Origin of the sequence: Paenibacillus phytohabitans (assembly GCF_013141775.1) — a bacterium.
GTDB classification, from domain to species: Bacteria; Bacillota; Bacilli; order Paenibacillales; family Paenibacillaceae; genus Paenibacillus_AQ; species Paenibacillus_AQ phytohabitans.
In genome coordinates, this window is sequence record NZ_WHOB01000062.1 from 12,348 (window position 1) to 38,171 (window position 25,824).

The 25,824-nt window shown below is 53.5% G+C and carries 16 protein-coding genes and 1 pseudogene; 12 read left to right on the forward strand and 5 right to left on the reverse strand.

The genetic code is table 11. The features are described from left to right. Positions 1-15 precede the first annotated feature (15 nt). Positions 16-1,893: a beta-L-arabinofuranosidase domain-containing protein gene (locus tag GC101_RS20555; protein ID WP_171718770.1), complete on the forward strand. Its 1,878-nt coding sequence runs from the start codon at positions 16-18 to the stop codon at positions 1,891-1,893. A 148-nt stretch (positions 1,894-2,041) separates the two neighbouring features. Here the strand turns inward: GC101_RS20555 and GC101_RS20560 are convergent, their stop codons facing one another. Next, positions 2,042-2,455 (reverse strand): hypothetical protein, encoded by a 414-nt coding sequence (locus GC101_RS20560; RefSeq protein WP_171718771.1) that lies wholly within the window; start codon positions 2,453-2,455, stop codon positions 2,042-2,044. Positions 2,456-2,659: 204 nt separating this feature from the next. Beyond that, on the reverse strand, positions 2,660-5,263 hold the full coding sequence (locus tag GC101_RS20565) for a beta-L-arabinofuranosidase domain-containing protein (RefSeq protein WP_343049781.1): 2,604 nt from the start codon (positions 5,261-5,263) through the stop codon (positions 2,660-2,662). A gap of 234 nt (positions 5,264-5,497) precedes the next feature. On the opposite strand from GC101_RS20565, the gene GC101_RS20570 reads away from it, so the two are divergent. After that, positions 5,498-5,773, forward strand: coding sequence for a hypothetical protein (locus tag GC101_RS20570; RefSeq protein WP_171718772.1), 276 nt, complete (start codon positions 5,498-5,500; stop codon positions 5,771-5,773). 349 nt (positions 5,774-6,122) lie between these two features. Here the strand turns inward: GC101_RS20570 and GC101_RS20575 are convergent, their stop codons facing one another. Next, positions 6,123-6,650, reverse strand: coding sequence for a hypothetical protein (locus GC101_RS20575; RefSeq protein ID WP_171718773.1), 528 nt, complete (start codon positions 6,648-6,650; stop codon positions 6,123-6,125). A 266-nt stretch (positions 6,651-6,916) separates the two neighbouring features. On the opposite strand from GC101_RS20575, the gene GC101_RS20580 reads away from it, so the two are divergent. Both GC101_RS20580 and GC101_RS20585 read left to right on the forward strand, forming a co-directional pair. Further along, a complete protein-coding gene (locus GC101_RS20580) occupies positions 6,917-9,703 on the forward strand; it encodes a YhgE/Pip domain-containing protein (RefSeq protein ID WP_246354431.1) in 2,787 nt (928 codons plus the stop codon). Between the two features lie 150 nt (positions 9,704-9,853). After that, the gene (locus tag GC101_RS20585; protein ID WP_171718774.1) at positions 9,854-11,248 is read left to right on the forward strand and encodes a helix-turn-helix domain-containing protein; all 1,395 of its coding nucleotides are present in this window, start codon (positions 9,854-9,856) and stop codon (positions 11,246-11,248) included. 155 nt (positions 11,249-11,403) lie between these two features. On the opposite strand, the pseudogene GC101_RS20590 reads toward GC101_RS20585, so the two are convergent. After that, positions 11,404-11,583, reverse strand: a pseudogene (locus tag GC101_RS20590) (aldo/keto reductase); the annotation flags it as partial. Positions 11,584-11,938: 355 nt separating this feature from the next. Between GC101_RS20590 and GC101_RS20595 the strand changes: the two are divergent. The 5 genes from GC101_RS20595 (at position 11,939) to GC101_RS20615 (ending at position 20,327) form a co-directional block, all read left to right on the forward strand. Next, positions 11,939-13,549: a GAF domain-containing hybrid sensor histidine kinase/response regulator gene (locus GC101_RS20595; protein WP_171718775.1), complete on the forward strand. Its 1,611-nt coding sequence runs from the start codon at positions 11,939-11,941 to the stop codon at positions 13,547-13,549. A 55-nt stretch (positions 13,550-13,604) separates the two neighbouring features. Continuing rightward, on the forward strand, positions 13,605-14,273 hold the full coding sequence (locus GC101_RS20600) for an SGNH/GDSL hydrolase family protein (protein ID WP_171718776.1): 669 nt from the start codon (positions 13,605-13,607) through the stop codon (positions 14,271-14,273). 1,833 nt (positions 14,274-16,106) lie between these two features. Continuing rightward, positions 16,107-17,861, forward strand: a complete 1,755-nt coding sequence (locus GC101_RS20605) for a cache domain-containing sensor histidine kinase (protein ID WP_171718777.1) — start codon at positions 16,107-16,109, stop codon at positions 17,859-17,861. After that, a complete protein-coding gene (locus GC101_RS20610; RefSeq protein ID WP_171718778.1) occupies positions 17,851-19,488 on the forward strand; it encodes a response regulator in 1,638 nt (545 codons plus the stop codon). Before GC101_RS20605 ends, GC101_RS20610 begins: the two co-directional genes overlap by 11 nt. Next, complete coding sequence (locus GC101_RS20615; protein ID WP_171718779.1) at positions 19,485-20,327, forward strand: AraC family transcriptional regulator; 843 nt, start codon at positions 19,485-19,487, stop codon at positions 20,325-20,327. Before GC101_RS20610 ends, GC101_RS20615 begins: the two co-directional genes overlap by 4 nt. Here GC101_RS20615 and GC101_RS20620 read toward each other — a convergent pair. After that, positions 20,324-21,829, reverse strand: coding sequence for an FAD-dependent oxidoreductase (locus GC101_RS20620; protein WP_171718780.1), 1,506 nt, complete (start codon positions 21,827-21,829; stop codon positions 20,324-20,326). The genes GC101_RS20615 and GC101_RS20620 overlap by 4 nt on opposite strands. 231 nt (positions 21,830-22,060) lie before the next feature. Between GC101_RS20620 and GC101_RS20625 the strand changes: the two genes are divergently transcribed. The 3 genes from GC101_RS20625 (at position 22,061) to GC101_RS20635 (ending at position 25,819) form a co-directional block, all read left to right on the forward strand. After that, positions 22,061-23,296 carry a glycoside hydrolase family 130 protein gene (locus GC101_RS20625; RefSeq protein WP_171718781.1) on the forward strand — a complete coding sequence of 412 codons (1,236 nt, stop codon included), beginning with the start codon at positions 22,061-22,063 and terminating at the stop codon, positions 23,294-23,296. Positions 23,297-23,428: 132 nt separating this feature from the next. Further along, a complete protein-coding gene (locus tag GC101_RS20630; RefSeq protein ID WP_171718782.1) occupies positions 23,429-24,850 on the forward strand; it encodes an ABC transporter substrate-binding protein in 1,422 nt (473 codons plus the stop codon). 69 nt (positions 24,851-24,919) lie between these two features. Further along, on the forward strand, positions 24,920-25,819 hold the full coding sequence (locus GC101_RS20635) for a carbohydrate ABC transporter permease (protein ID WP_171718783.1): 900 nt from the start codon (positions 24,920-24,922) through the stop codon (positions 25,817-25,819). Positions 25,820-25,824 lie beyond the last annotated feature (5 nt).

Sequence of the window (25,824 nt, forward strand, 5' to 3'; positions counted from 1 at the left end):
AGAGGAGGATGAGTGATGAACACAGATACGAATAATAATGCGGCAGTAAACTCAGGCATGCTGTACCAGCCGGGTACGGTGAAAATAACCCCTGTCATGCAGGCCTTCGGCTACAGCCATGTCGCGCTTAAGCCCGGCCACTGGAAACAGCAGCAGGATGAGACCATCGAGATGTATCTGGGCATTCCGGATGAGGATCTGCTGCATATTTTCCGGGTCAAGGCGGGTGTGCCCTCGGAGGCTGACGGTTTAGCCGGCTGGTACGGGGCGGGGGCAAGCACCTTCGGCCAGAAGCTGGGGGCGTATGCGAAGCTGTACCGGGTGACCGGTGATTTCAGACTGCAGGAAAAAGCAGAGCTGCTCGCAGATGAGTGGATCGCCTGCGCCGAGCAGTCCGCTGAATTATTCGACAATGACACCTATGTCTATGAGAAGCTGCTCGGCGGTTTCCTCGATCTGTATGAATATCTGGGCTATGAGCGGATTCTCCCTTATGTGCTGAAGCTGACGGAAGCCGCGATGAACCGCTTCAAGCAGGATATTGCCAGGGACGGGCTGCAGGACCACGGGCTGTGGTCCAGTCATATGATCGAATGGTACACGCTGCCGGAGAATCTGTACCGTGCGTATCAGCTGACCGGAGAAGAGAAGTACAAGGACTTCGCTAAGGTATGGGACTACGATTACTTGTGGGATAAGCTGAACAGCAGGGATTTCGCGATCGGCCCGCGTCATGCCTACAGCCAGGTGAACAGTCTATCCAGCGCAGCGCGCGCCTATGAAGTGACCGGGGATGAACGTTATCTGTCGGCGATGAAGATCGCTTACGATGAGCTTACGGCCCATCATATTTTTGCCACCGGCGGTTATGGGCCTGCGGAATGCCTGTTCACGGAGAAGGAGGGCTACCTGGGGGATTCACTGAAATCAACCTGGGACTCTACGTTGTCCAGCCTGACCTATACCAATTTCGCCGGGACGGAAGTCACCCGCAATGATACCTGGGGCAGCTGCGAGGTCTCCTGCTGTGCCTGGGCTGTGTTCAAATTCAGCAGCTACCTGCTGCAATATACCGGGGAAGCCAAGTACGGCGAATGGGTGGAGAAGCTGCTGTATAACGGAACGGGCGCGCAGCTCCCGGTGAAGCCGGACGGAAGAGTGATGTATTATGCCAACTACTTTCTGGATGGTGCAGTGAAGACGGTGGAGGACCGGAGACTGCAAGAGGGCGGGCATAATTTCGAGTGGCAATGCTGCACAGGCACCTTCCCGCAGGATGTCGCGGAGTATAGCAATATGCTCTACTATCACAGTGAGGATAGCTTGTATGTAACGCAGTATCTGCCCTCCCGGGTGAAGTGGGCCAATGACGGCATGGATATTACGGTGGAAAACTATTCGCAGTATCCGGAAGTGGAGGGTCCGGTCAAGCTGCGGATCAGCCTGGAGGGCAGCGTGGAATTCGGACTGAAGCTGCGCGTTCCGGCGTGGGCCACAGGACTGAACAGCTTGAAGATCAACGGGGAAGAGGTGGAGACGGCGGTTGTGCCCGGTGAGTGGGCTTCAGTCCGCAGGGAGTGGAACGATGGGGACATTGTGGAGATCGACTTTCCGTTCCCGCTCTATTTCAGAGCTGTGGATGCTGCGAATCCCGGCATTGCCGCCTTGAGCTACGGCCCGCTGGTGCTGGTAGCCGATAAGATGACCCAGTTCATCGGCGACACCGCCGACCCGTCCGGCTGGATACACCCGGCTGAAGGGCAGCCGTATACCTTTGAGACGGACAAAGGCCATGTGGCAGGATACAGTCACCTGACCCGCAGCTTCAAGCCTTATTACAAAATCGGAGAAATGCAGTGGTATTATATGTACAACGAAATCCAGCCGCGTTAGCGGCTGGATTGTTTGTTTGTGGTTATGAACCGTAATACGAGCGTTGCTAGATAAGCTGAACATAAAACCTTAACATGAAACCTGAAAAAACTTTAACATAAAACTTTAACATAAAACTTGAACATGAAATTTTAACATAAATCTAACCTTAACCTTGTGAATATTTGAACCTCCGGCGTAGCGTCAAGAAGTTCGTGTGAAAGAGTAGAAGTACCTCCCCTGGGTATGGGAGGAGTATGGGTAGGGGTAGGGGTATGGGTAGGGGTAGGGGTAGGAGTAGGAGTAGGAGTAGGAGTAGGAGTATGAGTATGAGTATGAGTATGAGTATGAGTATGAATATGAGTATGAATATGAGTATGAGTACGGGTTCGCCTGTTGTCGCAGGAACCCTTGATTCATCCGCTTTCTGGGTAGTGATCAGCTGACTTTTACTAACTTTTATAAAATCCTGCACATAATACAACATTTCCCTCGTCTTATCGGCCGAAATCCAAAATTGTTGTATCAAATGCAGGATTTCAGCTTTTTCCAGCGGTTTAGGAGGATTATTGTTGTATTTCATACAACAATAATCCCGGACACCTAGCTATTCATCAATCCAAGTTGCAAAATATACAACATTTATGTCTACTGTGCTTCCGAAGAAGTCTCCATTCTGCTGCAGGTCACGAATCAAGTGCAGGGCATTGACGTATTCCGCCAGCCTCGCTGTGACTGACCGGTAACCTGCAGGTGTGTTGTCTAAAGTGCAGCTTATATAGCGTACTTATTCCTTCACGATTGTAATCACATATTCCTGCTCCGTCGTATGATCCTCTGCCTTAACCGTGAGGTTCAGCGTAGTGCGGTTTTCGGTCAGCTTAACCTGGCGCGGGAGCGAGTCCTCGATCAGGATTCCGCCCGCATAGACCAGGGCATTCTTATGCTCTGGTGTGACATTCAGCTGTACACTGCCGGCCGCTTGCGGAACGGTAAGGGTATAAGCGGTTACGCCGCTGGTGAAGGGAGCAGAGAGCGTGCCTTCGCTAAAAGCAAGCTGGCGCAGCCCGGCGCTACGGCTGTAGCCGGTCATCATGCGCAGCAGATCGAATATACCATTTTCCTGCCCCGGAATGACGAATTTGACCTCCACTTCGGTCTTGCCACTGATGACTTCAGCCGGGATAAGATAACTCCGGTTGTAGAAGCTGCGCGCCTGATCGGTGTGCAGAATTTCGCTGCTGATCAGCTCACCGTCCGCATAAATAGCGATCTCCTTGCCGTTGCTGCCGGAGAAATAGGTAACCGAGAGGTAGTTGTCACTCTGCGGCGCCACCTTCAGCCGGTAGCTGAACCAGCCGCCATTCTCCGCCTTGCGGATATTGTATCCGTCCCATATAGCCACAGAGGTATTCTCCCCTTGAATTCCGTGCTCCAGCTCGTATTGGTCATTGCCGACAGGCAGACTGTCAAGGGTGGCATCCTGCACACGCTGCCGGATTTTGCCCTGCAGAATATGCTGCTGCAGCTCCGCCGAATCGGCTTCCACCAGCCGCCAATAGATGCCGTAACGCTCATTATGCTGCTTATAATGGGGCGTAAATACCAGCCGGTTGTCTTCATCCGTTCCCTGAAGCGCAAACGCCAGTTCATTCTGCTCCAGCCGGACAACGCGGTCCGCAAGCTGCTCCAGCCATGATTCCGGACTTTCATTCACCGTGGTGATGAAATCCTTCACTAGCATATTGCGGGTCGGCACACTGACATCCACACCTGTGGCAGACACAGCCAGATCAGTCCGGCCCAGGGCGGCGCTGAGCACTGCCGGCCCGTATTTGAAGGCTGCAACATGCCGGGCATCCGGGAGATTGAAGTAAGTAAGCTTCATCGGCAGCCGGAGCTGCAGAGTATCGCCGTCTTCCCATACTCTGCCCACTACAGCATATGTTCCGCTCCCGTTGAATACAGCATTGACCGGCTCCCCGTTCAATAGGAGCTCCGCTTCACCGGCCAGCCAGTCCGGCAGACGAAGCTTGAGCGCAAGGGGACTGGCCTGAGGCTGCAGGGTGTTTATTGTGAATTGTACAGCATCGCTATAAGGCAAATTGGCCGATTGTGTCAGCTTCAGCCCGTGTTCACTGGAGTGGAGGGTGGAGCTTAGGTACTGATTGACCACAATGCTTGCGGCATCATAGAAATACAGGCTGTCATTCAGCTTGGTGAAGCTCTCCATGCCGGTTCCGGTGCAGCACCAGAAATGCTCGAACGGTGAGCTGTACACTTTGAAGTAACCCGTTGCCATAGGCTGAAAATACATCGTCATCCCGGTATGCGGATGCTGTGAGGACACGATCGCATTCAGGTACGTATTCTCGTAAAACTCAGCGTACTTGGAGTCTCCGGTGATTTTGAACAGCTCGCGTGTCAGCTTCAGCATATTATAGGTGTTGCAGGTCTCCGCTGTGAAATTGGAGCGTTCCCGGTCCAGCATATCCGGATCGCCGAAATGCTCCCACTCGCTGTTGCCGCCGGTAATGTAGCTGTGATGATGCACAACCATATCCCAGAACTGCCTTGCGGCCTCCAGATAAAAGACCTCACTCTCCCCAAGGGTCCGGTAACGGTTCAGCGCCCCGAGGAACTTCGGAATGGTTGTATTGGCATGTTTGCCTTTGAGGATATCTTTGCCTTCACGGACCGGAGTGAACAAAGTCAGCTCATCAAAGCTGTGGGCGGCGCTTAAGTGGTTAGCGTTCCCGCTGATTTTGTACAGCTCATAAAGGCAGTCATTCATCCCGCCATATTCGACGGATAATACGCGCTGCTGTATTTCGTCAGACCAGGAAGCCGTACGGTTGTACACCCAATCCCCCAGCTTGTTCACTACGTTATACGCTGTTGCGCTGCCGGTAGCAGAGTAGGCGGCGGTGAGTCCGGCGATAATCTTGTGCATTGTATACCAAGGCACCCAGGCAGGCTGTTTATTCTCGACATTATCGAACAACTGCTCATCGAACGCTGACAGGTAACCGCTCTCAAGCTGGCACAGTGCAAGCTCACTGAGCAGGTATTCCAGTCTGAGCGCAAGCGCATCATCTTGGGTGGTGGCATAAGCCTGGGACAAGGCAGAGAGATAATGGCCCAGCGTATGCCCGCGGATTTCGGTATTCTCCCAGCCCGGATACTTCTCGCTCTTCTTCGGGAGTCCCCGCTTCTCACGGAAGCCGGCCAGCAGCCGGTCAGGTTCCAAGCTGGTGAGGTACGCTACTTCTTTGGCAAAGGCGTTGACGATATACGGATCGGCTATGGAAACCTGATGCATGCGGTACTCCTGATACATGGGTTTGCCCTGAGTCTGGGCCGCAGACTGCGTTTGGGGTGTAATTGTCACTTTTTATCACCATTCCTATGGATTCTATAATGTTAAAGCAAGGCTGGTATCCTATGAATAAGCTTATATTTAAAGGGCTTGTCGGTAAATAGTGATAGGTTCGAATATGTGTGAAAAGGTTAGATTTGCGAGATGGAGTGGGATAAGAGATGAGTTGCGGGGCGGAGGAACTGCTGGCCAAAAGGATGGAGAGGACGGGGAGTATGGGAGAGGGACGGGAAGTACGGAAAAGAGATGGGAGAGAACGGGAAGTACGGGAAAGGGATGCGAGAGGGATGGGAAAGGGATGGGAGAGGGACGGGAAAGGCCCCGGAAAAGAGTGGGGACGGAAGCAGATTAGAGGAGAAAGGGAGCAGGGAGAACGGTGATAGTAAGGTAAGAAGCGGGGAAAGCGGTGGGAAGGAAGGAAGGAAGGAAGGAAAGAAAGAAGGCGCGCGGAACATGGGCATCCATAACTCTATGCGGACTCCAGAGCCGTTATTTTCTCGAAACTCACCATTTTCAGCCTGAAGCGGACTACAGTTCCGTTATGCTCCAAATCATCGTCCAAATCCCTGTTTCCAGAGGAAATAAGCGATCTCCAGTCCGCGTGGAGGTGAAAACAGCGAAAATCAGCTGAATAAGGGATTCTCAGTCCGCTTCCCTGCCGATTCAACTCTTCGGAGCCGATTCGTGAATCCATGGGGTGGAAGCTTTTTGGAGGCAGGCTTTCTGTTCAGCCCTTCCGCAGAATCGTTAGGGCCGCTGATTGATCTAGCCGGCTAAAAGGCACACAAAAAAACCGCAGCTGCTGCTTAGGGCAACAGACTGCGGCTTGCGCGTGATAGACAATAAAGCTAATTGAACCCATATATCTTACTTAAGGTGTGTACTGCTGCACGATGGAGACGATCTGTCCGTTCTGGATGGTGATGTGGTAAGGAGACTGACTTAGATCGAAAACATCAGTTTTGGCAAATTCCTGAGTGAACTGCTGCAGGCTGAGCGCCTCGTTCCAGTTAATGTCCAGTTCCTCAATATTACCAGTGTGGTCGTAGATCTGCATAGTTACTTTGGCATCAGGGGCTACCGGGTAAGAAGTCAGCGAATCGCTGTCATTCACGATATAGTAACCGTCGGGTACACCGCCGATTTCGGCTGCGGCTTCAGGCTCACGTTCAGCGAAGATAGCATCGGCTGCTGCGCCTTCGTACCATGTAATTTCGTCCCCGGTAAGGGTGGTTTGCCCCTTATTGGTTTCGAGTGCGTGTATGTAAACCGTCAAGTGCTGGATATGATCGCTACTCTGGGCTTCTGCGGTCTTCATGGTCGTGCTGGCCGTAGTCACGAGGGAGAGGAACAACAGGACCAATACAGGAAACAGATAGACATTTTTGTTTTTTAACATTGTGGAATTTCCCCCTTGGCATAATATGACACGGTGTAAGTCTATATACCTAATTACCCTTCGGTATAGTTCTCAAACGTGTTCATACCCTAATAACGTTGATTTTCAAAAAATGTTGCAAATATATTTTCAGATCTCCCTGCAGGAGCCGATCCAATTATTGGGTTGCTTACCTCCAGCATCATCGCGTTGCCAGTTATCGTCGTATAAAGCCTTAATCCGGGGCATATTAAGTTATCCAACTATCGGCTGAGAGGTGACTGGGATTGAAGGAGATCTGGCAAATATACAAGAGGGATTGGCTGAGGCTGTTCAGGATACCTGTGGCCATGCTGCTGATTGCAGCGCTTGTTGTGCTGCCCTCAGTCTATGACTGGGTGAATGTGGCGGCCGTATGGGACCCGTACAGCAACACCTCCGGGATCAAAATCGCCGTAGCCAGTCTGGATGAAGGTGCGGCCGTGCAGGGTACAAGCTTCAATATCGGTGCGGAGGTACTGGAAAGCCTGCGGAGCAATAAGTCACTCGGCTGGAGGTTTACAGATGCGGAGGCTGCGGTGGACGGGGTGCGGCGGGGGGATTACTATGCGAGCATTGTGATTCCGGCGGACTTCTCTGAGCGGATGACCGGAATTCTTGAAGGTAAGATGGAGAAGCCGGAGATTGAATATACCGTTAATGAAAAAATCAATGCGATTGCTCCAAAAATTACAGCCAAGGGTGCTTCCACGATCACCACGCAGATCACCGAGCACTTCACGGAAACGATCAGCAGTACGGTTCTGACCGCCCTGCGCGGGGTAGATGAGGAATTCCAGTCCGAGCTGCCCGCTATCCGCAGAGTGGAGGCCGGGCTGTTCAAGCTGGAGGCGGAGCTGCCGGAGATTGAGCAAGCCGGCAGGCTGGTACTGAAGCTGCAGGAGGATTGGCCGGAGATCTCCTCTTCTGCGGAGCGGATTGCCGGACTGGCCTCCAGGCTCCCGGAGGTAGAGCAGGCGGGAAAAGCCGTGGAGCAGATCGACGAATATTGGCCGCAGATTACGGCTGCCGCCGGACATCTGGAGGAGCTGCAGGAGAAGCTGCCCCGGATTGAACGTGCTGCCCTGCTGGTATCCGAGCTGGATTCGAACTTCAGCAAGTTGGACGGTGTGCTGGACCGGGCAGAGGCCCGGTTGGAAGAGGCCGCAGCCGCAGTGGACACTGCGGCCAAGGTTCTGCCGCAGGCTGACCGGATCACCGCTGCCGGCAGCAGCTTCGGGCTTGCGCTGCAGCAGTTCCTGGCCGGGAACGGCACAGCCTTTGCGGCTGTCCCCGGGGTTGTGCAGCAGAACTTGTATCTGCTGCAGCAGGCCGGGGAAGCGGCCGTGCAGTTGACCGCGCAGCTGCGGCAAGATGCCGCGCAGCCAAACGAGGCGCTGCGGCAAGATGCCGCGCAGCAAAGCGAAGCGCTGCAGCAAGACGGCGCGCAGCCAAGCGAGGCGCTGCACCAGAGTGCGGTGCAGCAGGAGCCCGCGCAGCAAAGCGCTGCGCGGCAGCTGCAGCTTGCCTCGGCCCGGCTGGCCGCGGCAAGCGAAGGGCTCGCCCACACAGCGCAGCTGCTGGGCGCCCTGAACACACTTGCGCCCGGGACCGCGGGCGCAAGTGATCTCCGCGCCGTCGAAGCGGCGCGGAAGCCCTATGCCGCCGCAGCTGCGCAGGCGGCGGCACTGGCACAGGCTGCGCAGGCAGGCGCGCAGCCCACGGAGGCTGAGCTGGACCAGCTCAGCCTAGCGGCAGGGCAGGCGGGAGCTGCCCTGGAGGGGATCATCCCGCGGTACAACGCGGGAATTCTGCCCGCAGCGGAGCAGGTGCTGCAGCAGCTGACTGCGGATGCGGGGAATGCTGCTGCAGCGCTGCAGCATATTCCGCAGCGGCTGGCCGCGCTGGACACCATACTGGAGGAAGCGGGGACCGCCATCCAGTATGGACAATCCGGCCTGGCAGCCCTGCGGCAGGATTTGCCGGCCATCCGCGAAGAGGTGCATAACGCAGCGGGGGGCATGACTGAGAAGATGGCGGCATTCAGCAATCTGATCACTAACGTACTTCCGCGTATTAAGGAAGGACTGCCGGGGGCCGGCGCGCAGATACACGAAGCGGCCGAATTTGCCAGAACCGGACTGCCTGCGGCGGAGGTGAAGTTCCGCAAGGCGGCGGATTTCATTACTGCCGGATTGCCGCGGGCAGACCAGGGAGTGGAACGCGCGGCGGAGCTGGTGCGCAGCGATTTGCCTGCACTGATGGCATCGGTCCGCAAAGCGGCAGCGACGCTCCGCGATATCAAAGAAGAGGTGGATCTGGAGGAAATTGCCCAGCTGCTGGGCGGCGATATCCAGAGCCAGAGTGATTTCCTGGCGAATCCGGTTGTACTGAAGCAGCAGACGTTATATCCAATTCCCAATTATGGATCGGCGATGACGCCTTTTTATGTCGTGCTGTCCCTATGGGTAGGCGGTACCCTGCTGATCTCGCTGCTGCGCACGGCAGTGGATACCGGCGGAATCCGTTACCTTGGGTATCAGCTCTATTTCGGACGCCTGCTTACCTTTCTTACAGTCGGTGTTCTTCAGGCGCTGGTGGCGGTGCTGGGCAATATCTTCCTGCTAGGCTGTTATGTTGCTGATCCGGTCTGGTTTGTCCTGTTTGCCGTACTGATCAGCGTGGTATTCGTGACGATTGTCTTCACGCTGGTCTCGGTGTTCGGCAGTATCGGCAAAGGGATTGCCATCGTATTTATGGTGCTGCAGTTCTCCAGCTCCGGCGGCACCTTTCCTATTAGTACCACCGGACACTTTTTTCAGGTACTGAATCCGTTTATGCCCTTTACCTATGCTATCAGCCTGCTGCGTGAAGCTGTAGGCGGTCTGCTGCCGGAGGTAGCGATCCGTGATGCGCTGCTGCTGGTCTTGTTCGGCGTGCTTGCGCTGCTGCTGGGTCTTACGCTGCAGAAGCCGCTGCAGGGCTTCATCCGCAAAGCGGCCGCGCAGGCAGAAGAGTCGAAGCTGATTTCGTAGATAAAATGGGGATATATAACATTTATTCCGTCTTTGTCAACCTATTTTGAACCGTTCAAACCGGATTGACCTGTATAATTGGGAGACTTATTATATAGGAATATCTGGATTATTATTCGAATATATGGTTTTTTGAGGGGCGGTATTGGTTTGCATCACAAGACTACAATTCAAGCGGAGCTGGCCGCTTTCCTAAGAAATGAAGGAATGACGATTAATCAATTCGCAGGGGTATCCGGCGTTAACTCCGGAACACTGAGCAGTATTATTAACGGCAACCGTCCCATTGCCATGCAGCAGCTGGACCGGATTACCTCCGGGATGGGGCTGGCTGAAGGGGCGTTCTACGAACTCTATATAGATGAATGTGTCATTCATTCCACACCCGACTGGCGGCGTCTGGGCCCGTTCCTCCACCGCTGCGCGGAGCTGAACAAACTGGAGTGTATCCGGCAGGTCGTCCTTATTATAATGGACAATATTACATATGCCCCTGTGCTGTTTGATACAGCGGAGCAATTCTACGGGCAAGGCAACTATCAGGCGGCGGCTCTGCTCTATGAGGGCGTTGCCGATAGTGAGAAATACCAGCATTCGGAGCGGCTGGCCTTATGCCAGTACCGGCTGTTCACCATTAGGGTCGGCCAGGACCGGGAGGCGGACTTCCGGGCAGCCACGCGGTTCGAATATTTCGTGGAGCGGCTGGATGAGAGCGATCAATTAGGCGCTTTGCAGCAGCTGGCTGATGTCTATCTGTCATTGCAGTACTGGGATAAGGTATGGCTGCTGGCCGAAGAGCTGTACCGTAAGACAGCGATTCAATATGAGATTAAGCATCACAAAGTCAGAAAGCAGAAAGAGCTGAGGGAACCTCCGAAGCCGCTATGCTTTTATATTTTATACGCCTACTGGCTGCAGTCCGTGGTATGTGACGGGCGGGGCGAATATGAGCGTGCTTTGCATTATGTAACTTTATATTCAGAAATGGACTGGATTGTGGAAGATTCAGAGGAAGTCCGGCAAATTAAAGAGTATTTCAGCAGTCAGGCAATAGTTAATACTTATCTGTTCCGTTTAATGTGCGGAGATTTGGAAGTGCTTCATAACTATGTGGAGTATATCGGCACGGGCGGCACCGGCCTGCTCCCCGGAATGCTGAAGGCCGTTCAGGCAGCCAACCGGTTTCACTGGAATGTGGATGAGCTGATCGGGCGGTTCCTGCCGCAGGTAGAGCAGGAGTGGTCTGCCCCGGGGCATGGCAAGCCGGGAGCGGACCTGCGGGATAAATACGCGGAATTGCTCTATGAACTGGCGGGATATTACCTGCGTGCCGGAGAGCAGGAGCAGGGATTCCGCTACTTATTCCTAAGCCTGGAGGCTTCGGCGGAACTGGGCAGCGAGACCTGTGTGATCCGCTGTGTGCGATTGTTTGAACAATATCGGCCGCAGGCTTCGGCTGCGCAGCAAGAGGACTATAAGCAGCTGATCAATAAAGTACAGACTGCCCATGCCAGCAGACACCTCGCGCCGGCAGGCAAATTGTAAGAGGAATAATATCCGCTATAGGCTTGCAACTATAGTAAAGCACCGTCCCATTTGCGGACGGTGCTTTTAAGTGCAGATATTTGCTGCAAATTGAATTGCACGGCGGGCTATGCCGTATAAGAACACAATAAGACATATTTTCCTCCCGCAGTTGCTTATCTTGCAGGTGCGAAATCAGCCACTTCACGCAGAATGCCTTCAATGACTTCCAGTGTATCCGGCTGAAGAACGGCATTTACGGCTTCGCCGTTCTCTTCGATCTGCTCCGGTCTGCTGGCCCCGATCAGCGCCGAGCTTACTCCGGGCTGCCGCAGTACCCAGGCCAGTGCCAGCTGCCCAGGCCGATTTTACTGACTTTAAGTCCTGTATTGCCCAGTTTTCTGTATTTCATCTTCTTCCCATTCCTTTCATAGTTTTTTTGTGCACTTTTTTAGGTTGTCTCTGTGTTTTTTCTGTTATGATGAGGACCAGTCCAGTTGATCGTAAAATATCCTCTTAATTAAGAGTAAGAACATAGAGAGTTTCCTTTCTAACTTATCCCAATGGCTTATCATACCGGCTCTGACTGGACAATCGGGCAGTACCAGATGAACGGTGACAAATAGGAATAACGGGCAAAGTTCATACAGTGTGGGAATTAAAAATAAGTAAAATAGTTAAATATGGATTTTGGAATGGAGTTCTAGAAAGATGATGGAGAAGATGAATACCCGGAGTCCGGTCATTTGCAATTTAGAGGATGCTGCAGACCGGATGATTGAACTGCTTAGCCAGATTTTTACGTCAAATACGATTATGATTACGATTCACGGTTTAGGCTTGGTTCCCCTGCTGCGGACCTTCAACCGGGAAGCGCCTATCATGAAGGAGGAGGACAATTTCGCCCTTCTTGATCCTATTCGCAGTCTGGTTATTCTTAATGACAATAAGCCGACACTGGTCGCTGACACGCATAATCATCCCGGGTCCACTGCCCTTGAATTTATACATGCACGGGGCATACACTCGTTCATTGGCGTTCCTCTGATCACGGAGCAAGGGGAGTCTGTGGGGACGATCTGTCTGATGGACCCTGCAGCCGGCCTGCATACGAAGGAAGACCTGGATATAATAAGCGCCATGGCCTATTTTTTCACCTATATTATGAATTTGGAACGAAAAGTTGAATTCATAGAACGGCAGAGCCAATCCAAGCTGGACCTGTTTGCCATGCTCAGTCATGAAATCCGCACCCCGATGAACGGCATTATCGGCATGACCGATCTGATGATGACGACTGAAATGGACGAGCAGCAGCAGTATTACATGGAGATCATTGAGTCGAGCAATGCCAAGCTGCTGCAATTTCTGAATGATGTTCTGGATTTCAGCAAGATGGAAGCGGGCAAGCTGGTCATTGAAAAGGAACCGTTTGATATTATTACCGCACTGGAGGAGAGCGTCTATTTGTTCTCCACCAAGGCTTTTGAGAAAAATCTGGAAGTCATTCTGAATGTGGATTCGGAAATTCCCCTGTATGTTCTGGGTGATGCCCCCAAGGTACGCCAGATCATCATGAATATAGTAAGCAACGCCCTGAAATTCACCCACGCTGGGGAAATCCTTATCGAGCTGAAATCGTTGCCTGTCCGCGGTGAAGAAATAGGGATAAGGATTACGGTGCAGGATTCTGGAATAGGTATTGCGGAAGACAAGCTGAAGCTGCTGTTCAACAAATATACCCAGGTTCACCAGAGCAGTGAGCTTCATCATTACGGAGGCACCGGACTGGGACTGGCAATCTGCAGACAGCTGGTGGAGCTGATGGGGGGAGAGATCTCGGTTGAGAGCCGGGAAGGGGTAGGGACGAAGCTGGAAGTCACTCTGTATCTCGAAAAATATACAAGCCTGCCCTCGATTCCCTTCGAGAAAGATGTGCTTGACGCCATTAAAATCCTGGTTGTTGATGATAATCAGACCAGTCTGCATGTTATCTCTTCGGTACTCGAGGATTGGAGTGTTGCAGTTACTTCCGCCGAGACTGCCAAGCAGGCAATGGACTTTTTGGCAGTAAACAACGATTATGATCTGATCCTTATGGACAAGGATATTGAGGGCACAGAGGCTACAGAGATTGCCAAGCAAATGCGTCAGCTTGCTCCGGACAGGAAGCTGCCCGTAATTCTGCTTGCTCCCCTGGGAACGAATCTGGACGAGGAGACCAAAGCGCAGTTCGCCTCCATCATTATCAAGCCCATCCGCAAGGTGCATCTGCTCAATAACATATTGGCTTTACTGAAGCACAGTAAGCCGGAATCCTAATTGCGCATTCTCCTGATATAATTGAATCAAATTATAAGGCGAAAGGTGAGTATACATGTCTATATCCATTTCCGGTGCTAACAAGGTATTTCTGTTTCAAGGGGATTCGATTACAGACGGCAACCGTGACCGGGGCAATGATCTTAACCATATCCTCGGGCACGGCTATGCATACATAGTTGGCAGCAAATTAGGCAATGAGCTGGCGGAGCTGCGGCCGGTATTCCATAACCGCGGGGTGAGCGGAGACCGGATCTCCGATCTGTATGCGCGCTGGAACGAGGATGCGATCTATCTGCAGCCGGATGTACTCAGTATCCTGGTCGGGGTTAATGATATCTGGAGAACGATGATGGGCGACCCGGGCGGCATCACGGACCGCTTCGAACGCGCTTACCGCCATGTACTGGAAGAGACACGCGAAGTGCTGCCGCAGACCCGGCTTGTACTCTGCGAGCCGTTTCTCCTGAAGGTAGGGGCACCGGCAGAGAATTGGCCGGAATGGCTGAAGCTCCTGACTCATTATCAGGAGGTTGTCCGCAGCCTTGCGGAGGAATTCGAGGCTGTGCATGTACCGCTTCAGGACGTTTTTGAGGCGGCCGCAGCAAGAACGGATGACGTATACTGGGTCTGGGACGGTGTGCATCCAACGGCGGCCGGCCACGATCTGATCGCTGCAGAGTGGCTGAGAATTGTGGGACAGAGCGGGATTCTGCAAGGGTAAACCAGCCCGTTCTCAGCTCCTCTTAGGCAAATTCGGGTTACAGCGACAACAGTGACAACAGAAATAAGAGTAACACCAGTAAGGCAAGAGTAAAAGTAAGAGTAAAAGTAAGAGTAAAAGTAAGAGTGAAAGTAAGAGTAACAGTAAAAGTAAAAGTAAAGTAAAAGCAATTGTAAGGTATTTGAAGCAAAGTATACAAAAGATGCAGCGCTAGAGCCTGTTTGAAGCCGGGATGTTACCGGAATTCAAGCGGGCTTTTTTGGTTAGGTTACTGTAGGGAATCATGAGTTTCGTCTGTTGCGGATAAGTTTCATTGGGATGTGGAGCGGATCTGCCAGTCAAAGGGATAAATCCTTCTGAAGCCGCCGAAAGCGGGAGGCAGGAGGAAGTGAGGAGCATTAGTGCCTCTGAATCTGCCGAAAGCGGGCGGCAGGCGGGAATGAGGAGCATTAGTGCCCCTGAATCTGCGGAAAGCGGGCGGCAGACGGGAATGAGGGGCAAAAGTGCCCCTGAATCTGACGAAAGCGGGCGGCAGGCGGAAATGAGGGGCATTAGTGCCCCTGAATCTGCCGAAAGCGGGCGGCAGGCGGAAATGAGGGGCATTAGTGCCCCTGAATCTGCCGAAAGCGGGAACAGGCGGGAATGAGGGGCATTAGTGCCCCTGAATCTGCCGAAAGCGGGCGGCAGGCGGGAATGAGGGGCATTAGTGCCCCTGAATCTGCCGAAAGCGAGCGGCAGACGAATGAGGGGCAAAAGTGCGCTTGATTTCACCGGCGGCTGCCCGGAACTAGTCTGTCTGGAGTGGCGTGGGTGGCCTTAATCTACTTAAGCTGCACAGGCTCCATCAACTCCATCAACTCCATAAGCTCATAAGCTCCAGCCCAATTTGCCTTCCGGGTGATTTTTTTCTTTGCCGGGCAGAGGTTGGCGAAATAAGCTAGTTGCTAATTGCCTAGTTGCCTAGTTGGCTGCTGGTTATTGGCTACTGGGTGCTGGATGTTGCTTGTTGCTTGTTGCTTGCTGGTTGTTGGCTGTTGGTTGCTGATAGTTGGCTGTTGGCTGCTGATTGTTGGCCGTTGCTTGTTGCTTGCTGGTTGTTGGCTGGCTGTTGGCTGCTGATTGTTGGCCGTTGCTTGTTGCTTGTTGCTTGCTGGTTGTTGGCTACTGGTTGTTGGCTGGTGGTTGTTGGTTGCTGGAGCAGGTAAGCGTACCGTCAGCAGATGAAGCGGACTGAAAAGACCCTATTTTCCGGAAAACCCCTTTTCTGAGGTTTAAGCGGACTGAGAATCAGCTATTTTGTTCATTTGGGCGTGAAATGGGCTGCGGGAGAGCCATTAACGGAATCTGAGTCCGCTTAGCCAGCAAATCTTCCAGATTTGGGCAAATAGCGGATTTTCAGTCCGTTTGATTAGTTGGTTGTCCGGGCAGATGGGCTTTGATAAGCTCCGCCAAGCACTCGCAGAGGACATGCGGGAGTGCTAACATGCAAATCCGCTTCAGCCATAAAACCTCATCCATGAAGGCGGCAACTCGACTTTATTTTTCAGGAAAGAGGCTGCCTGGCGAAAGGAGAGGGAGGAATTCCTCTGAATCCGGCTGGGACGGGGAACTGGTGGAATGAGCGGGAACAATTCCCTCGAATCGGGTTGTCCCAGAGGAAATCCCCTCGAATCAGATTGGAGCGGGGAAATTGGTTCCCCTCCCCTTGTACATACGGTAAATCCATGCTCCGCATACGGTGATTTCACTGTATCTTAAGCGGCTTATTGCCCGGCCCCGGGTCCGGGTGACATAATCGAAGAGCAGGCATGTACACAGGAAGGCGTGAAGAACTTGGACTATTTCCGGAAGCAATCGTTCCGCAGTAAATTAAAAACCGCATTCCTGGCCGTGATTCTCCTCTCTGTGCTGATGACCGGAGGACTGTCCTATTCCATCTCGGCGGCGATCCTGGAGAAAAATGCGCTGAAGCTCACCCAGGATACCGTCGTCAAATCGGCACAGATCATCGACGAGAAGCTGAACAAGCTGACACTGATTATGATGACCTTTATGATCAGCCAGCCTTTTCACGATATGATGAGGGATGTCGTCTCCGGGGACACAGGCAGATATTATACCCATCTGAATGATCTTGATAACGTTTTCTCGCAGGCGCGGATTGCCGAGCCGCTGATTCAGTCCATCTATGTGTCCACGCCGATCGGGGAGTTCTACCCGTCGTCGATGAACCGCAACCGGCTGACGGAATTCAAGGATACGTTTCTATATGAGCGCATTGAACAGGAGAAGAAGAACCTGTGGGTCGAGGGCCATGAGGATATGCTGTTCTCCGGCAAGGACCGGGTGATCTCACTGATTCTGGAGCCCATATTCGATACTCCGGTCAGCGGTGTCTATATCGTAGTCAATATCCGCGAAGACGGCTTCCGCAAGCTGGTAAGCGGAGGTACCGGGGGCGGGGCGCGCAGCTTCCTGCTGAACGCTTCAGGTGAGCCTGTGTATTCTGTGAAGGACCCGCTGGTCCGCCAGGCGGTGGAGGGCAGTCACCTGACGGGTAGGATCAGCAGCAGCCGGGATCTCAGCAATACGTTTAAGCTAGGCGGTGAATCCTATCTGCTGAACTATTCTCATCTGGGCATCGCAGATTGGACGATGACCACAATCCAGTCCAAAGCCAGCGTGCTGAAGGATATGATCTATGTTAAGTGGATGCTTGTGGTGGTGGCCCTCGCCGCCTTCACGGTCACAATGATGGTATCCGGCGCATTTACCCGTTATCTGCTGAGGCCACTGCAGGGTCTGATGAAGGTGATGAAAAAGGTGGAAAGCAACGATCTGACCGCCCGGTTCGAGAGCAGCAGCGGGGATGAGCTGGCTCAGGTCGGGATCCGGTTCAACCGGATGCTGGAGCAGATTGTGGTGCTGATCGGGGAAGTCACCGAAGCAGAGACGAATAAACGCTCGGCGGAGATCAAGGCGCTGTCGGCGCAGATGGACCCCCACTTCCTGTACAACACGCTGAATACGATCTACTGGAAGCTGAATCTGAAGCAGGTGGAGCAGTCGCAGCGAATGGTAGTGTCGCTGTCCCGGCTGTTTCAGCTGGGGCTGAATAAGGGGCAGGAAATCACAACGCTGTCCAAGGAGCTGGAGCATGTCCGCCAGTATCTGGAGCTGCAGTGCAGCTGCTATGAAGGGTTGTTCCGTTATGAAATCCACGTAGAGGATGAAGCGCTGAATACACTCCCTATTCCGCGCATTCTGCTTCAGCCGCTGGTAGAGAACAGCATTCTGCACGGCTTCCGTGATCTGGAAAGCGGCGGAGTGATTGATATAGAGATACTGGACGAGGGAGAACGCTGGTGTATTACGGTCCGCGACAATGGAGCAGGCATGGAGGAGGATCAGGTCCGGTCACTCTTCTGGAGGGAATCGGATAAGGGGTATGCCGTGTCCAATCTGATCCGCAGGCTGCAGCTGTATTACGGGGACAGTGCGGCGTTCCGGGTGGACAGCGGGCCAGGCCGGGGAACGGCGGTCATCATATCTTTACCCAAGAGAGAGGAGCATCAGGATGGACGATAAGGGTGTGATCAGCTTGTGCATTATAGACGATATCAAAAGCGTAGTCGCAGGACTCACCTGCATGAACTGGGCGGAGCAGGGGATCCGGGTGGCAGGTACGGCAGCCAACGGGGAGGATGGGCTGGAGATGATCTCGGAGCTGCATCCGGATCTTGTCATAACGGATATACGGATGCCGCGAATGGACGGACTGTCGATGCTGCGGGCCGTGCTGGAACGCCACCGGGACTGTAAGGTGATTCTGATCAGCGGCTATGCCGATTTTGAATATGCGCAGCAGGCTGTCCAGCTTGGCGCTTTTGACTTTGTCGTCAAGCCGTTTACGGAAGAGGATATTATGAAGGCGGTGCTGCGGGCGAAGGCGGAGATTATGGAAGAACGGTCGAAGCTGCTTACCCTGCGGGAGATGGAAAAAAGATTGCGGGAGAGTCTGCCGGTGCTGCGGCAGGAATACTTCGCCCTGCTGGTCAGCCACCGTACAGCCTGGGAGCAGGCGGCGGCCCGCTGGGAATTCCTGAATATCGATCTGAACCCGCAGGGGTTTGTGGTGATGCTGCTTGAGATCGATCACTTTCAGGAGCGGGCAGCCGAGCTGTCCATCCGCGAGGTGGAGCTGATCCGCTTCTCGCTGCTCAATATCACGCAGGAGACGATTGCCGAATATGCGCGCTGCGTAGTCTTCCGCGCCAGACATAACCGCTATCTGGCGGTTATGAATGATTGCAGCGCGGTCAGTGCAGTGGAGATTGCGGAACGCTGCTGCCGGAATATTGAACGCTACACCAAGTTCACGGTTTCGGTCGGGGTCGGAGGCAGAGTGGAGGAGACGAGTGAGCTGCCCGATTCCTATCTGCAGGCCAACCGGGCGCTGGCCTATCATCTGTTCACGGAAGGCAATGCAGCCATCCGTTATGACGATATTCTCCCGGCCGGCAGCCAGGAGCCGCTGTCCCTGGAATACAAGGACGAGCTGCTGCTGGCGCTGCGCTCCGGGAATACCGGCAAGGCAGCGGCTATTCTGGAGGATATCTCGACAAGCCTCCAGAGTCTGGTCTCCCGGCAGAATCCGGATTATCTGCTCAGCCTGTACGATGAGCTGGCTGCCTCGGCGATCCGGAGCTTCTATGAGCTGATTCCGTATGCGGATATCCAGCCGCTGATCCAGAGATTCAGGGCTGTTCAGGGAACAGCCGGACTGCCGCTGGCTTCTCTCCAGCGGCAGCTGCTGGAGTTATGCGTGGAAGGGGCCGCACTGGTACGCAAGAACAGCCTGTCCGAGGGGCAGAAGGTTATCTATGCCTCACTCGATTATATTCAGAGCCATCTCTCTGAGGATATAACGGTAGGGGATTGCGCCGCTCACGTCCATCTCAGCGCGAGCTACTACTCCAGTCTTTTCAAGAAGGTGACCGGTATGACGGTCACCCAGTATGTGACCATGGAGAAGATCCAGAAGGCCAAAGCGCTGCTGGTAGAAGGGATGCCGGTGCAGGAGGTCGCCCTTGCAGCAGGTTACGAGGAGCGGCGGTATTTCAGCGAAATGTTCAAGAAGATCACCGGGCAGACACCTTCGGAATTCAGGGCAGGCTATCATCCTGACCGTCCGGAGGAGAAACCTTACCGATGACGAAGCCAGATCCGCATCGTTCCGGCGTCATTTATGCTAATTATTTCGCACACACGAAACCCCACTCCGTTAAGTACGAAGAGGGGCTGACCTACTATCTGTTCCGGTTTCAGGCGGAAGGTACCTGCCGGGCGCTGGTGGCGGGCAATTACGAGACCATCATCCCCGGAGACCTGCTCATTTATCCTCCCGGTCAGCCCTACGGACTAAACGTTCAGCCCCGAAGCGTAACGGCATCGGGTGAGACTCAGCCTGCTTCGGACTATTTCCTGGCCGGCAAGGGGGAGTGGCTGGACTCGTGGTGGGCTAACACAAGCCTGCCCGTAAAAACGAATATCGGTTTTGACGATACGGTGCTTACGCTATGGAAGCATATCATCAGCGAGAAGAAAAAAATGATGCAAAACCTGGACGAGATCATGGACTATCTTCTGAGAACGTTTTGCCTGACCCTGGAGCATGTGATTGGGGTCAATCCGCGCACCAAGGGAGTGGATACCGCGTACAAGCTTAAGTTATTCATAGACAACCATGCCCATGAACCGCTTAGCCTGGAGCAGATATCGGCCTCGGCCGGGTTAAGTGTGTCCCGCTGCTCCTATCTGTTCAAGGCTGCATTTGGCCAATCCATGTTCGCCTACTGTATCAGCGTAAGACTGAAGCTTGCGCAGCAGCAGGTGCTGTACAGTGGTCTGACGCTTGAACAGATTGCCGACAAAACGGGCTTCCAGAGCTATGCCCATTTCTGCCGGATGTTTCGGGGACACTTTGAACATTCTCCGGGAGAATACCGGCGCAAATTCGGGTTCCGGTTCCATCCGGATGGATGCACAGATTAGACGTCTGTATACAAAACCTGATTTTCTTGAAGCAGGATGGAATGCAGCTTCTCCACCTCTACATTCTGAACAATCCCGTCCGCATCAAGCGCCAGCGCGGCAGCCGCAGCAGCCGATTGCCCCAGGATCATGAAGACCGGCTCCATACGGATCGAGCCGTAGGCTGCATGGGTAGCAGATACACATACCGGTACGATCAGATTGGTGCATTCCGTCCGTTTCGGCACAACCGCCCGGTAGCTGATCGGGTAAGGGGCAGCCAGCCTCACATAGAATCCGCCCTCTGTGCTTACATGACCGTCTTCGTTCACATAGTATTGGGTGTGGTGCGAGTCCATGGCGAAGGAGCCCATTCCGATGGAATCCGGCACCGGGTTGTCCAGTCTGACATCATGCTCTGTAACCACATAATCGCCGATCATTCTGCGGGATTCCCTGATATATAATTGGGACGTCCAGTGGCCGCTGTCCGTGAATTCATCAAGCGGCAGCCCCCACGGCTTGTAGACCGCCCGGATGTCCTCCGGCACCCGCGGATGATTCTGCAGAGTCCAGACATAACCTTGCTGATAGATGCGGTGGGCCTCCCATATTGCTTCTCTTGCCGGATAATCCGCCTCCGCATAGCAATGGTTCATTCCATTGTAATCCGTTGAAATGCCGCTATTGTTATTGGAGTCCGTCTTCTCTGCAGTAACCCGGTTTAATTTGAAGAAACGGGAGCGCTGTCCCTGCTCAATGGCCCGGAACAGAATTTCATAATCGGGCTCGTTATACCCCTCAGGCTTTCCAATCTCCAGGCGGTTGCCGGGATTGTCCGTCAGGCACATGCGGAAGTTATATGCCTGAAGCTTGTTGTCACCGTCACCGATGCCGCCGCCGCGGGTAGCATTGACACGCGGAAGCAAGCCGCTCGCGGGTACTCCTTTAATGATATAGGGATCAATACCGGCTGGAAGCTCGTTTAGCTCGTCGCCGGGCTGAATACCGTTGAGCGTCTCTCCGTAAGCTGAATTCGGCTCCCGGCCGACAGTATAGGATACACCCGATTTGCCCATCAGATCGCCTTCATACGTAGCGTCAATAAACATCCTGCCCCTATAGATGTTCCCCGATTCCATGCGTATAGAAGTGATTGTCGTGCCTTGTCTGGTCACCCCTTCCTGAAGCTCAAGCCTATCACCGCAGACAACTTCGATTTGGTGTTCGGCTACCAGGTCCTGCAATACTTCGAGCGCCACCTTGGGTTCGAACAGCCAGCGTGCCCCGTCCTGATTATATTTCCGGGCTACCCGCCGGTAGAACTCCAGGGACAGGCCGCCGACCGCCTGCTTCATCCCGACATCCGTATCTCCCAGACCTCCGCTGGTCAAGCCCCCAATACGCTGTCCCTGCTCGATTACCACCACGGTTTTGCCCATGTTTGCGGCTTGGACAGCAGCTGTAATCCCTGCTGCGGTTCCGCCGTAAATGACAATATCATACACTTGTTCCCGGTTCATAGTATGCCTCCTAATGCCTGATTTCACCTGCAGAAATTATCATAACCGCTGGCCGGCCAAGCGGGAATGATGGATCTTCCTTTTTGATTTGACGGATCTTACTGTTTTGTTCAAGCGGCTGATTTTATGGAAAAAGCCTTTTGAAATCAGGGGTTCCGTATGATAAGGTGATTCCTGAAAAACGGGGAACGCCCTTATCCTATGATGTATAACAGGAGGAACTATGAAACTATGAAACCGAAGAAACCGAAATTCCGCTATTTGGACAAACCGGCGCTTGAGCCTGTATCAGGCTGTGACTGGGCGGATAAAATGGTGTTGAATCCGGCGATTATTAAGGACCCTGATTCTGATGAAATCCATATGCTATTCCGGGCCACCGGACCATGGACGCACAAAAGAAGAGAGGGCTGTCATGATCCGTATCCGATTTTTCTGGGTTATGCGTGCAGCAGGGATGCGGGAGAAACCTGGGAGGCAGACTTCTCTAGACCCGCTCTGGCGCCCGCACTGGGGTATGAGGAGCACGAGCTGTACATCACGGATATTTACGGAAATGAAGTGCGGAATTATGCCAACGGCTGTGTGGAGGACCCGCGTATCTTTTATGTCGAAGAGGAGTTATACGTCACGGTGGCCTGCCGGCCGTTTCCCCCTGGCCCCTATTGGCTCAGCAGCCAGCAGCCTCCGGTGCAGACGCGGTTTGAATATGTTCCCGATTGGATTTTTACTGGAGATGAGGCAGACCCGTTCATTCAATCGGCCCGGGCCAATGACACCGTGAGTGTGCTCTACAAGCTTAATCTGGATAAGCTGAAGCAGGGTGAATATGAAAGCGCTTTTCAGTATGTGGGTCCGCTCACCGAGGGACATGTCAGCGATAACCGTGATGTGTTCTTATTTCCCCGGAAAATGAGGATCGCCGGTAAAATGCAATATCTGATGCTGCACCGGCCGATGAATGTCCTTCCCTTTGAAGGGGGAGAGAAGGCGGGTAAGCCCTCGATTTATTTGGCGGCAGCGGAAGCCGTAGCGGCTTTTGCCTCGCCCAAAGCGGCCCATCGGCTGCTGGCTTATCCGGTCTTTGACTGGGAGGAGAACCGGGTGGGTGCAAGCTGGCCGCCGATAGCCTTGGGGAATAGAGAGTGGCTGGTACCCTATCACGCGAAGAAAAATGTACAGTTCGGGTACACGCAATCCTTCATGATCCTCAGGGAGCAGGATAATGATTTCCCGGCTGTTATTCACCGGTGCTCCGACCGTCTGATGTATGCCGAGCGGGATTGGGAAATGCCGGAGGATTACCCGACACCTTGCCTGTTTACGACCGGAGGCATTGTCTTGGGCGAAGAATTAATCATGTCTTATGGCGCGGCAGATCAGAAGGCGGGGATATCGTGGGTTAATTTTGCAGAATTGCTGGCGTATATCCGGAAATACGATGAGAACGGGAACCTGACCGGATAAGGAAGCTTCAGCAGCTAAGAACCATGGATTTCTGTCCCTAGAGAGTGAGACTGCCGCACTCCTTTTGCGGGGGAGGGGGCTTATAATGAGAACGAGCTCACAATACAAATGTTAATCAAAGGGGTAGAACGTATGCAGAAAAAATGGTTGGGTCTCAGCTTGAGCCTTATGCTGGCGGCAGGAATCGCAGGCTGCGGCGGCGGGAACAGCAACAAGGGTTCGGCAACTGAAGCACCTGAAGCGGGTACGGCAGTTCCCGCAGCAACGGCTGCTGCTGGCAGCAATACTGCCGCAAGCGAGCCTGTACAGCTTAAATACTGGACGGACGACCGTCATGACCAGGAATATATCAAAGAGCTGATCAACAAGTTCAATGAGACGAACGGCGAGAATATCCAGGTGGAGCTGACGGTGATGTCCGAGAACTACGCGCAGAGCGTCGATATCGCTTTTACCAGCAATCAGGCACCGGATCTGCTCCGCCTGAAGAGCGGCAATACAGCCGAATTTGTCAAAAAAGGATATCTGGCACCGATTGACGGTTATCTTACCGATGACATCAAAACGAAATTTGGCAGCGTAATCATCGATAATGTTAACCGTTTTGACGGCAAGGTGTACTCATTAGCTAATACCGGCCTTACCCTGCGCCTGATCTACAACAAGGACCTCTTTGCCAAAGCGGGGATTGCGAATCCCCCGGTATCGCTGCAGGAAATGGTCGATGATGCCAAGAAAATTACCGAGCAGGGCAAAGGAGAGGGTGTGTATGGCTTCGCGCTGAACTTCAAAAGTCCGAAGTCGGCTTTTGACCGTTCGATCCGGGAGATTCTGTCCTTGAGCGGCTATCAGGGACTCGGCTTTGACCTGAAGACAGGGCAGTTTGATTTCGCACCTTACTCGCAGACCATCGAGTACTTCAAGCAGATGTATGAAGACGGCAGCATTCTGCCAGGTGCAGAGACACTGGACATCGACCCGCTGCGCGCCCAGTTTGCGGCAGGCAAAATCGGGATGTACCTCTCCTTCTCGACAGAGCCGGGGGTGTATCAGGACCAGTTCCCGACTGAAATCAACTGGGCAGGTGCCCTGGCTCCAACACTGGAGGGACAGATTAAAGGAACCTCTGAAATCGTATCCGCCGGTACCTGGCTCGGCATCAGTGCCAAATCAGCGCATCAGGAGGCGGCCTGGAAATTCATGCAATACATGTACGGTGACGATATTCTGAAGACGTATCATGAGAAGGGCTTCGGGATTGCCGTAGTGCCAACCATTGTAGAACAGGCCAACAATCCCGAAATTAACGGCATGGAAGGGTTCCTGGTCGGCGAGCATGACTCGCTCTGGCCTGCAGTGCCAAGTGTTACTCCTGAGGGCTCTACCTATGCGGATGCTTTCTTCAAATATATCCTTGCAGGCGGAGACGCCAAGGCCATTACTGAAGATTTGAACACAAGATACAATGCCGCCTTGACCAAAGCGGTAGAGAAGGGCGAGGTTACCGTTACGCCGGACCCTGCCTTTGATCCGCTGAAACCGCAGGGAGAATAACAGGTTAGGAAGGGGCTTGTACGGGATTCCCGGCGCAGCCCCTTTGCTTTCCCCGAAGGAGGACCACATATGATTTACAAATGGAGAAGGCTTGGGGAGAACTCCCTGTTCCTTGCGCCAAGCATTATTCTGACGATTACTCTTGGCATCTATCCGCTGTTCTGGATGCTGCGCTATATGTTCTATGATTATGCCGGATATGGCGAGGCACTGTTCATCGGGCTGGACAATTTCCGCCGGCTGCTGCGGGACGGCCTGTTCTGGGAGTCAGTCCGCAATACCTTCGTCTTTGCCGGAGGCAAGCTGCTGCTGACCCTGCCTCTGTCCCTGCTGCTGGCGGTTATTTTGAATGGCAAACTGCGCGGGGTGAGTCTGCTCCGGGGCATCTATTTCATGCCGACCGTGATCAGTACGGCAGTGATCTCCGTTGTTTTTTATAACATCTTCAATTCCTATAACGGGATGGTTAACACAGTTCTGATGAAGCTACACCTGGTCTCAGCGCCGGTCGACTGGCTGGGTCCGAAGCATGCGATGCTGACGGTTATCATCGTGGCGGTCTGGGGTGCGGTCGGCAACTATATGCTGCTCTTTCTCGCCGGGCTACAGAGTATTCCGCAGGATCTGTACGAGAGCGCGGCCATTGACGGGGCGAACGCCGGAAGACGCTTCTGGAATATTACGCTTCCGATGCTGGCTCCGGTTGCCCAGATGGTCATTATGCTGGCGATTATCGCTTCCCTGAAGGGCTATGAGAGCATCATGGTCATTACAGAAGGCGGACCGATCGGCAAAACCGAGGTCATGTATCTCTATCTCTACAAGCTGTTGTTCCCTGTATCCACCGGTTCGCCGGTAGCGCAGCAGTTGGGCTACGGCAGTGCCGTGGGCTTCGCCTCCGCCGTGATTGTCGGAGCGGTTACCGGACTGTATTTCTTCTTCAGCCGCAAAATGAACAAGGTGTATTAGGAGGT

Excerpts from the sequence above, each read along its gene's own strand:
- GC101_RS20555 (WP_171718770.1), top strand. The coding sequence starts at position 16 with ATGAACACAGATACGAATAATAATGCGGCAGTAAACTCAGGCATGCTG.
- GC101_RS20560 (WP_171718771.1), bottom strand. The coding sequence starts at position 2,455 with ATGAAATACAACAATAATCCTCCTAAACCGCTGGAAAAAGCTGAAATC.
- GC101_RS20570 (WP_171718772.1), top strand. The coding sequence starts at position 5,498 with ATGGGAGAGAACGGGAAGTACGGGAAAGGGATGCGAGAGGGATGGGAA.
- GC101_RS20575 (WP_171718773.1), bottom strand. The coding sequence starts at position 6,650 with ATGTTAAAAAACAAAAATGTCTATCTGTTTCCTGTATTGGTCCTGTTG.
- GC101_RS20595 (WP_171718775.1), top strand. The coding sequence starts at position 11,939 with ATGATGGAGAAGATGAATACCCGGAGTCCGGTCATTTGCAATTTAGAG.
- GC101_RS20600 (WP_171718776.1), top strand. The coding sequence starts at position 13,605 with ATGTCTATATCCATTTCCGGTGCTAACAAGGTATTTCTGTTTCAAGGG.
- GC101_RS20610 (WP_171718778.1), top strand. The coding sequence starts at position 17,851 with ATGGACGATAAGGGTGTGATCAGCTTGTGCATTATAGACGATATCAAA.
- GC101_RS20615 (WP_171718779.1), top strand. The coding sequence starts at position 19,485 with ATGACGAAGCCAGATCCGCATCGTTCCGGCGTCATTTATGCTAATTAT.
- GC101_RS20620 (WP_171718780.1), bottom strand. The coding sequence starts at position 21,829 with ATGAACCGGGAACAAGTGTATGATATTGTCATTTACGGCGGAACCGCA.
- GC101_RS20625 (WP_171718781.1), top strand. The coding sequence starts at position 22,061 with ATGAAACCGAAGAAACCGAAATTCCGCTATTTGGACAAACCGGCGCTT.
- GC101_RS20630 (WP_171718782.1), top strand. The coding sequence starts at position 23,429 with ATGCAGAAAAAATGGTTGGGTCTCAGCTTGAGCCTTATGCTGGCGGCA.
- GC101_RS20635 (WP_171718783.1), top strand. The coding sequence starts at position 24,920 with ATGATTTACAAATGGAGAAGGCTTGGGGAGAACTCCCTGTTCCTTGCG.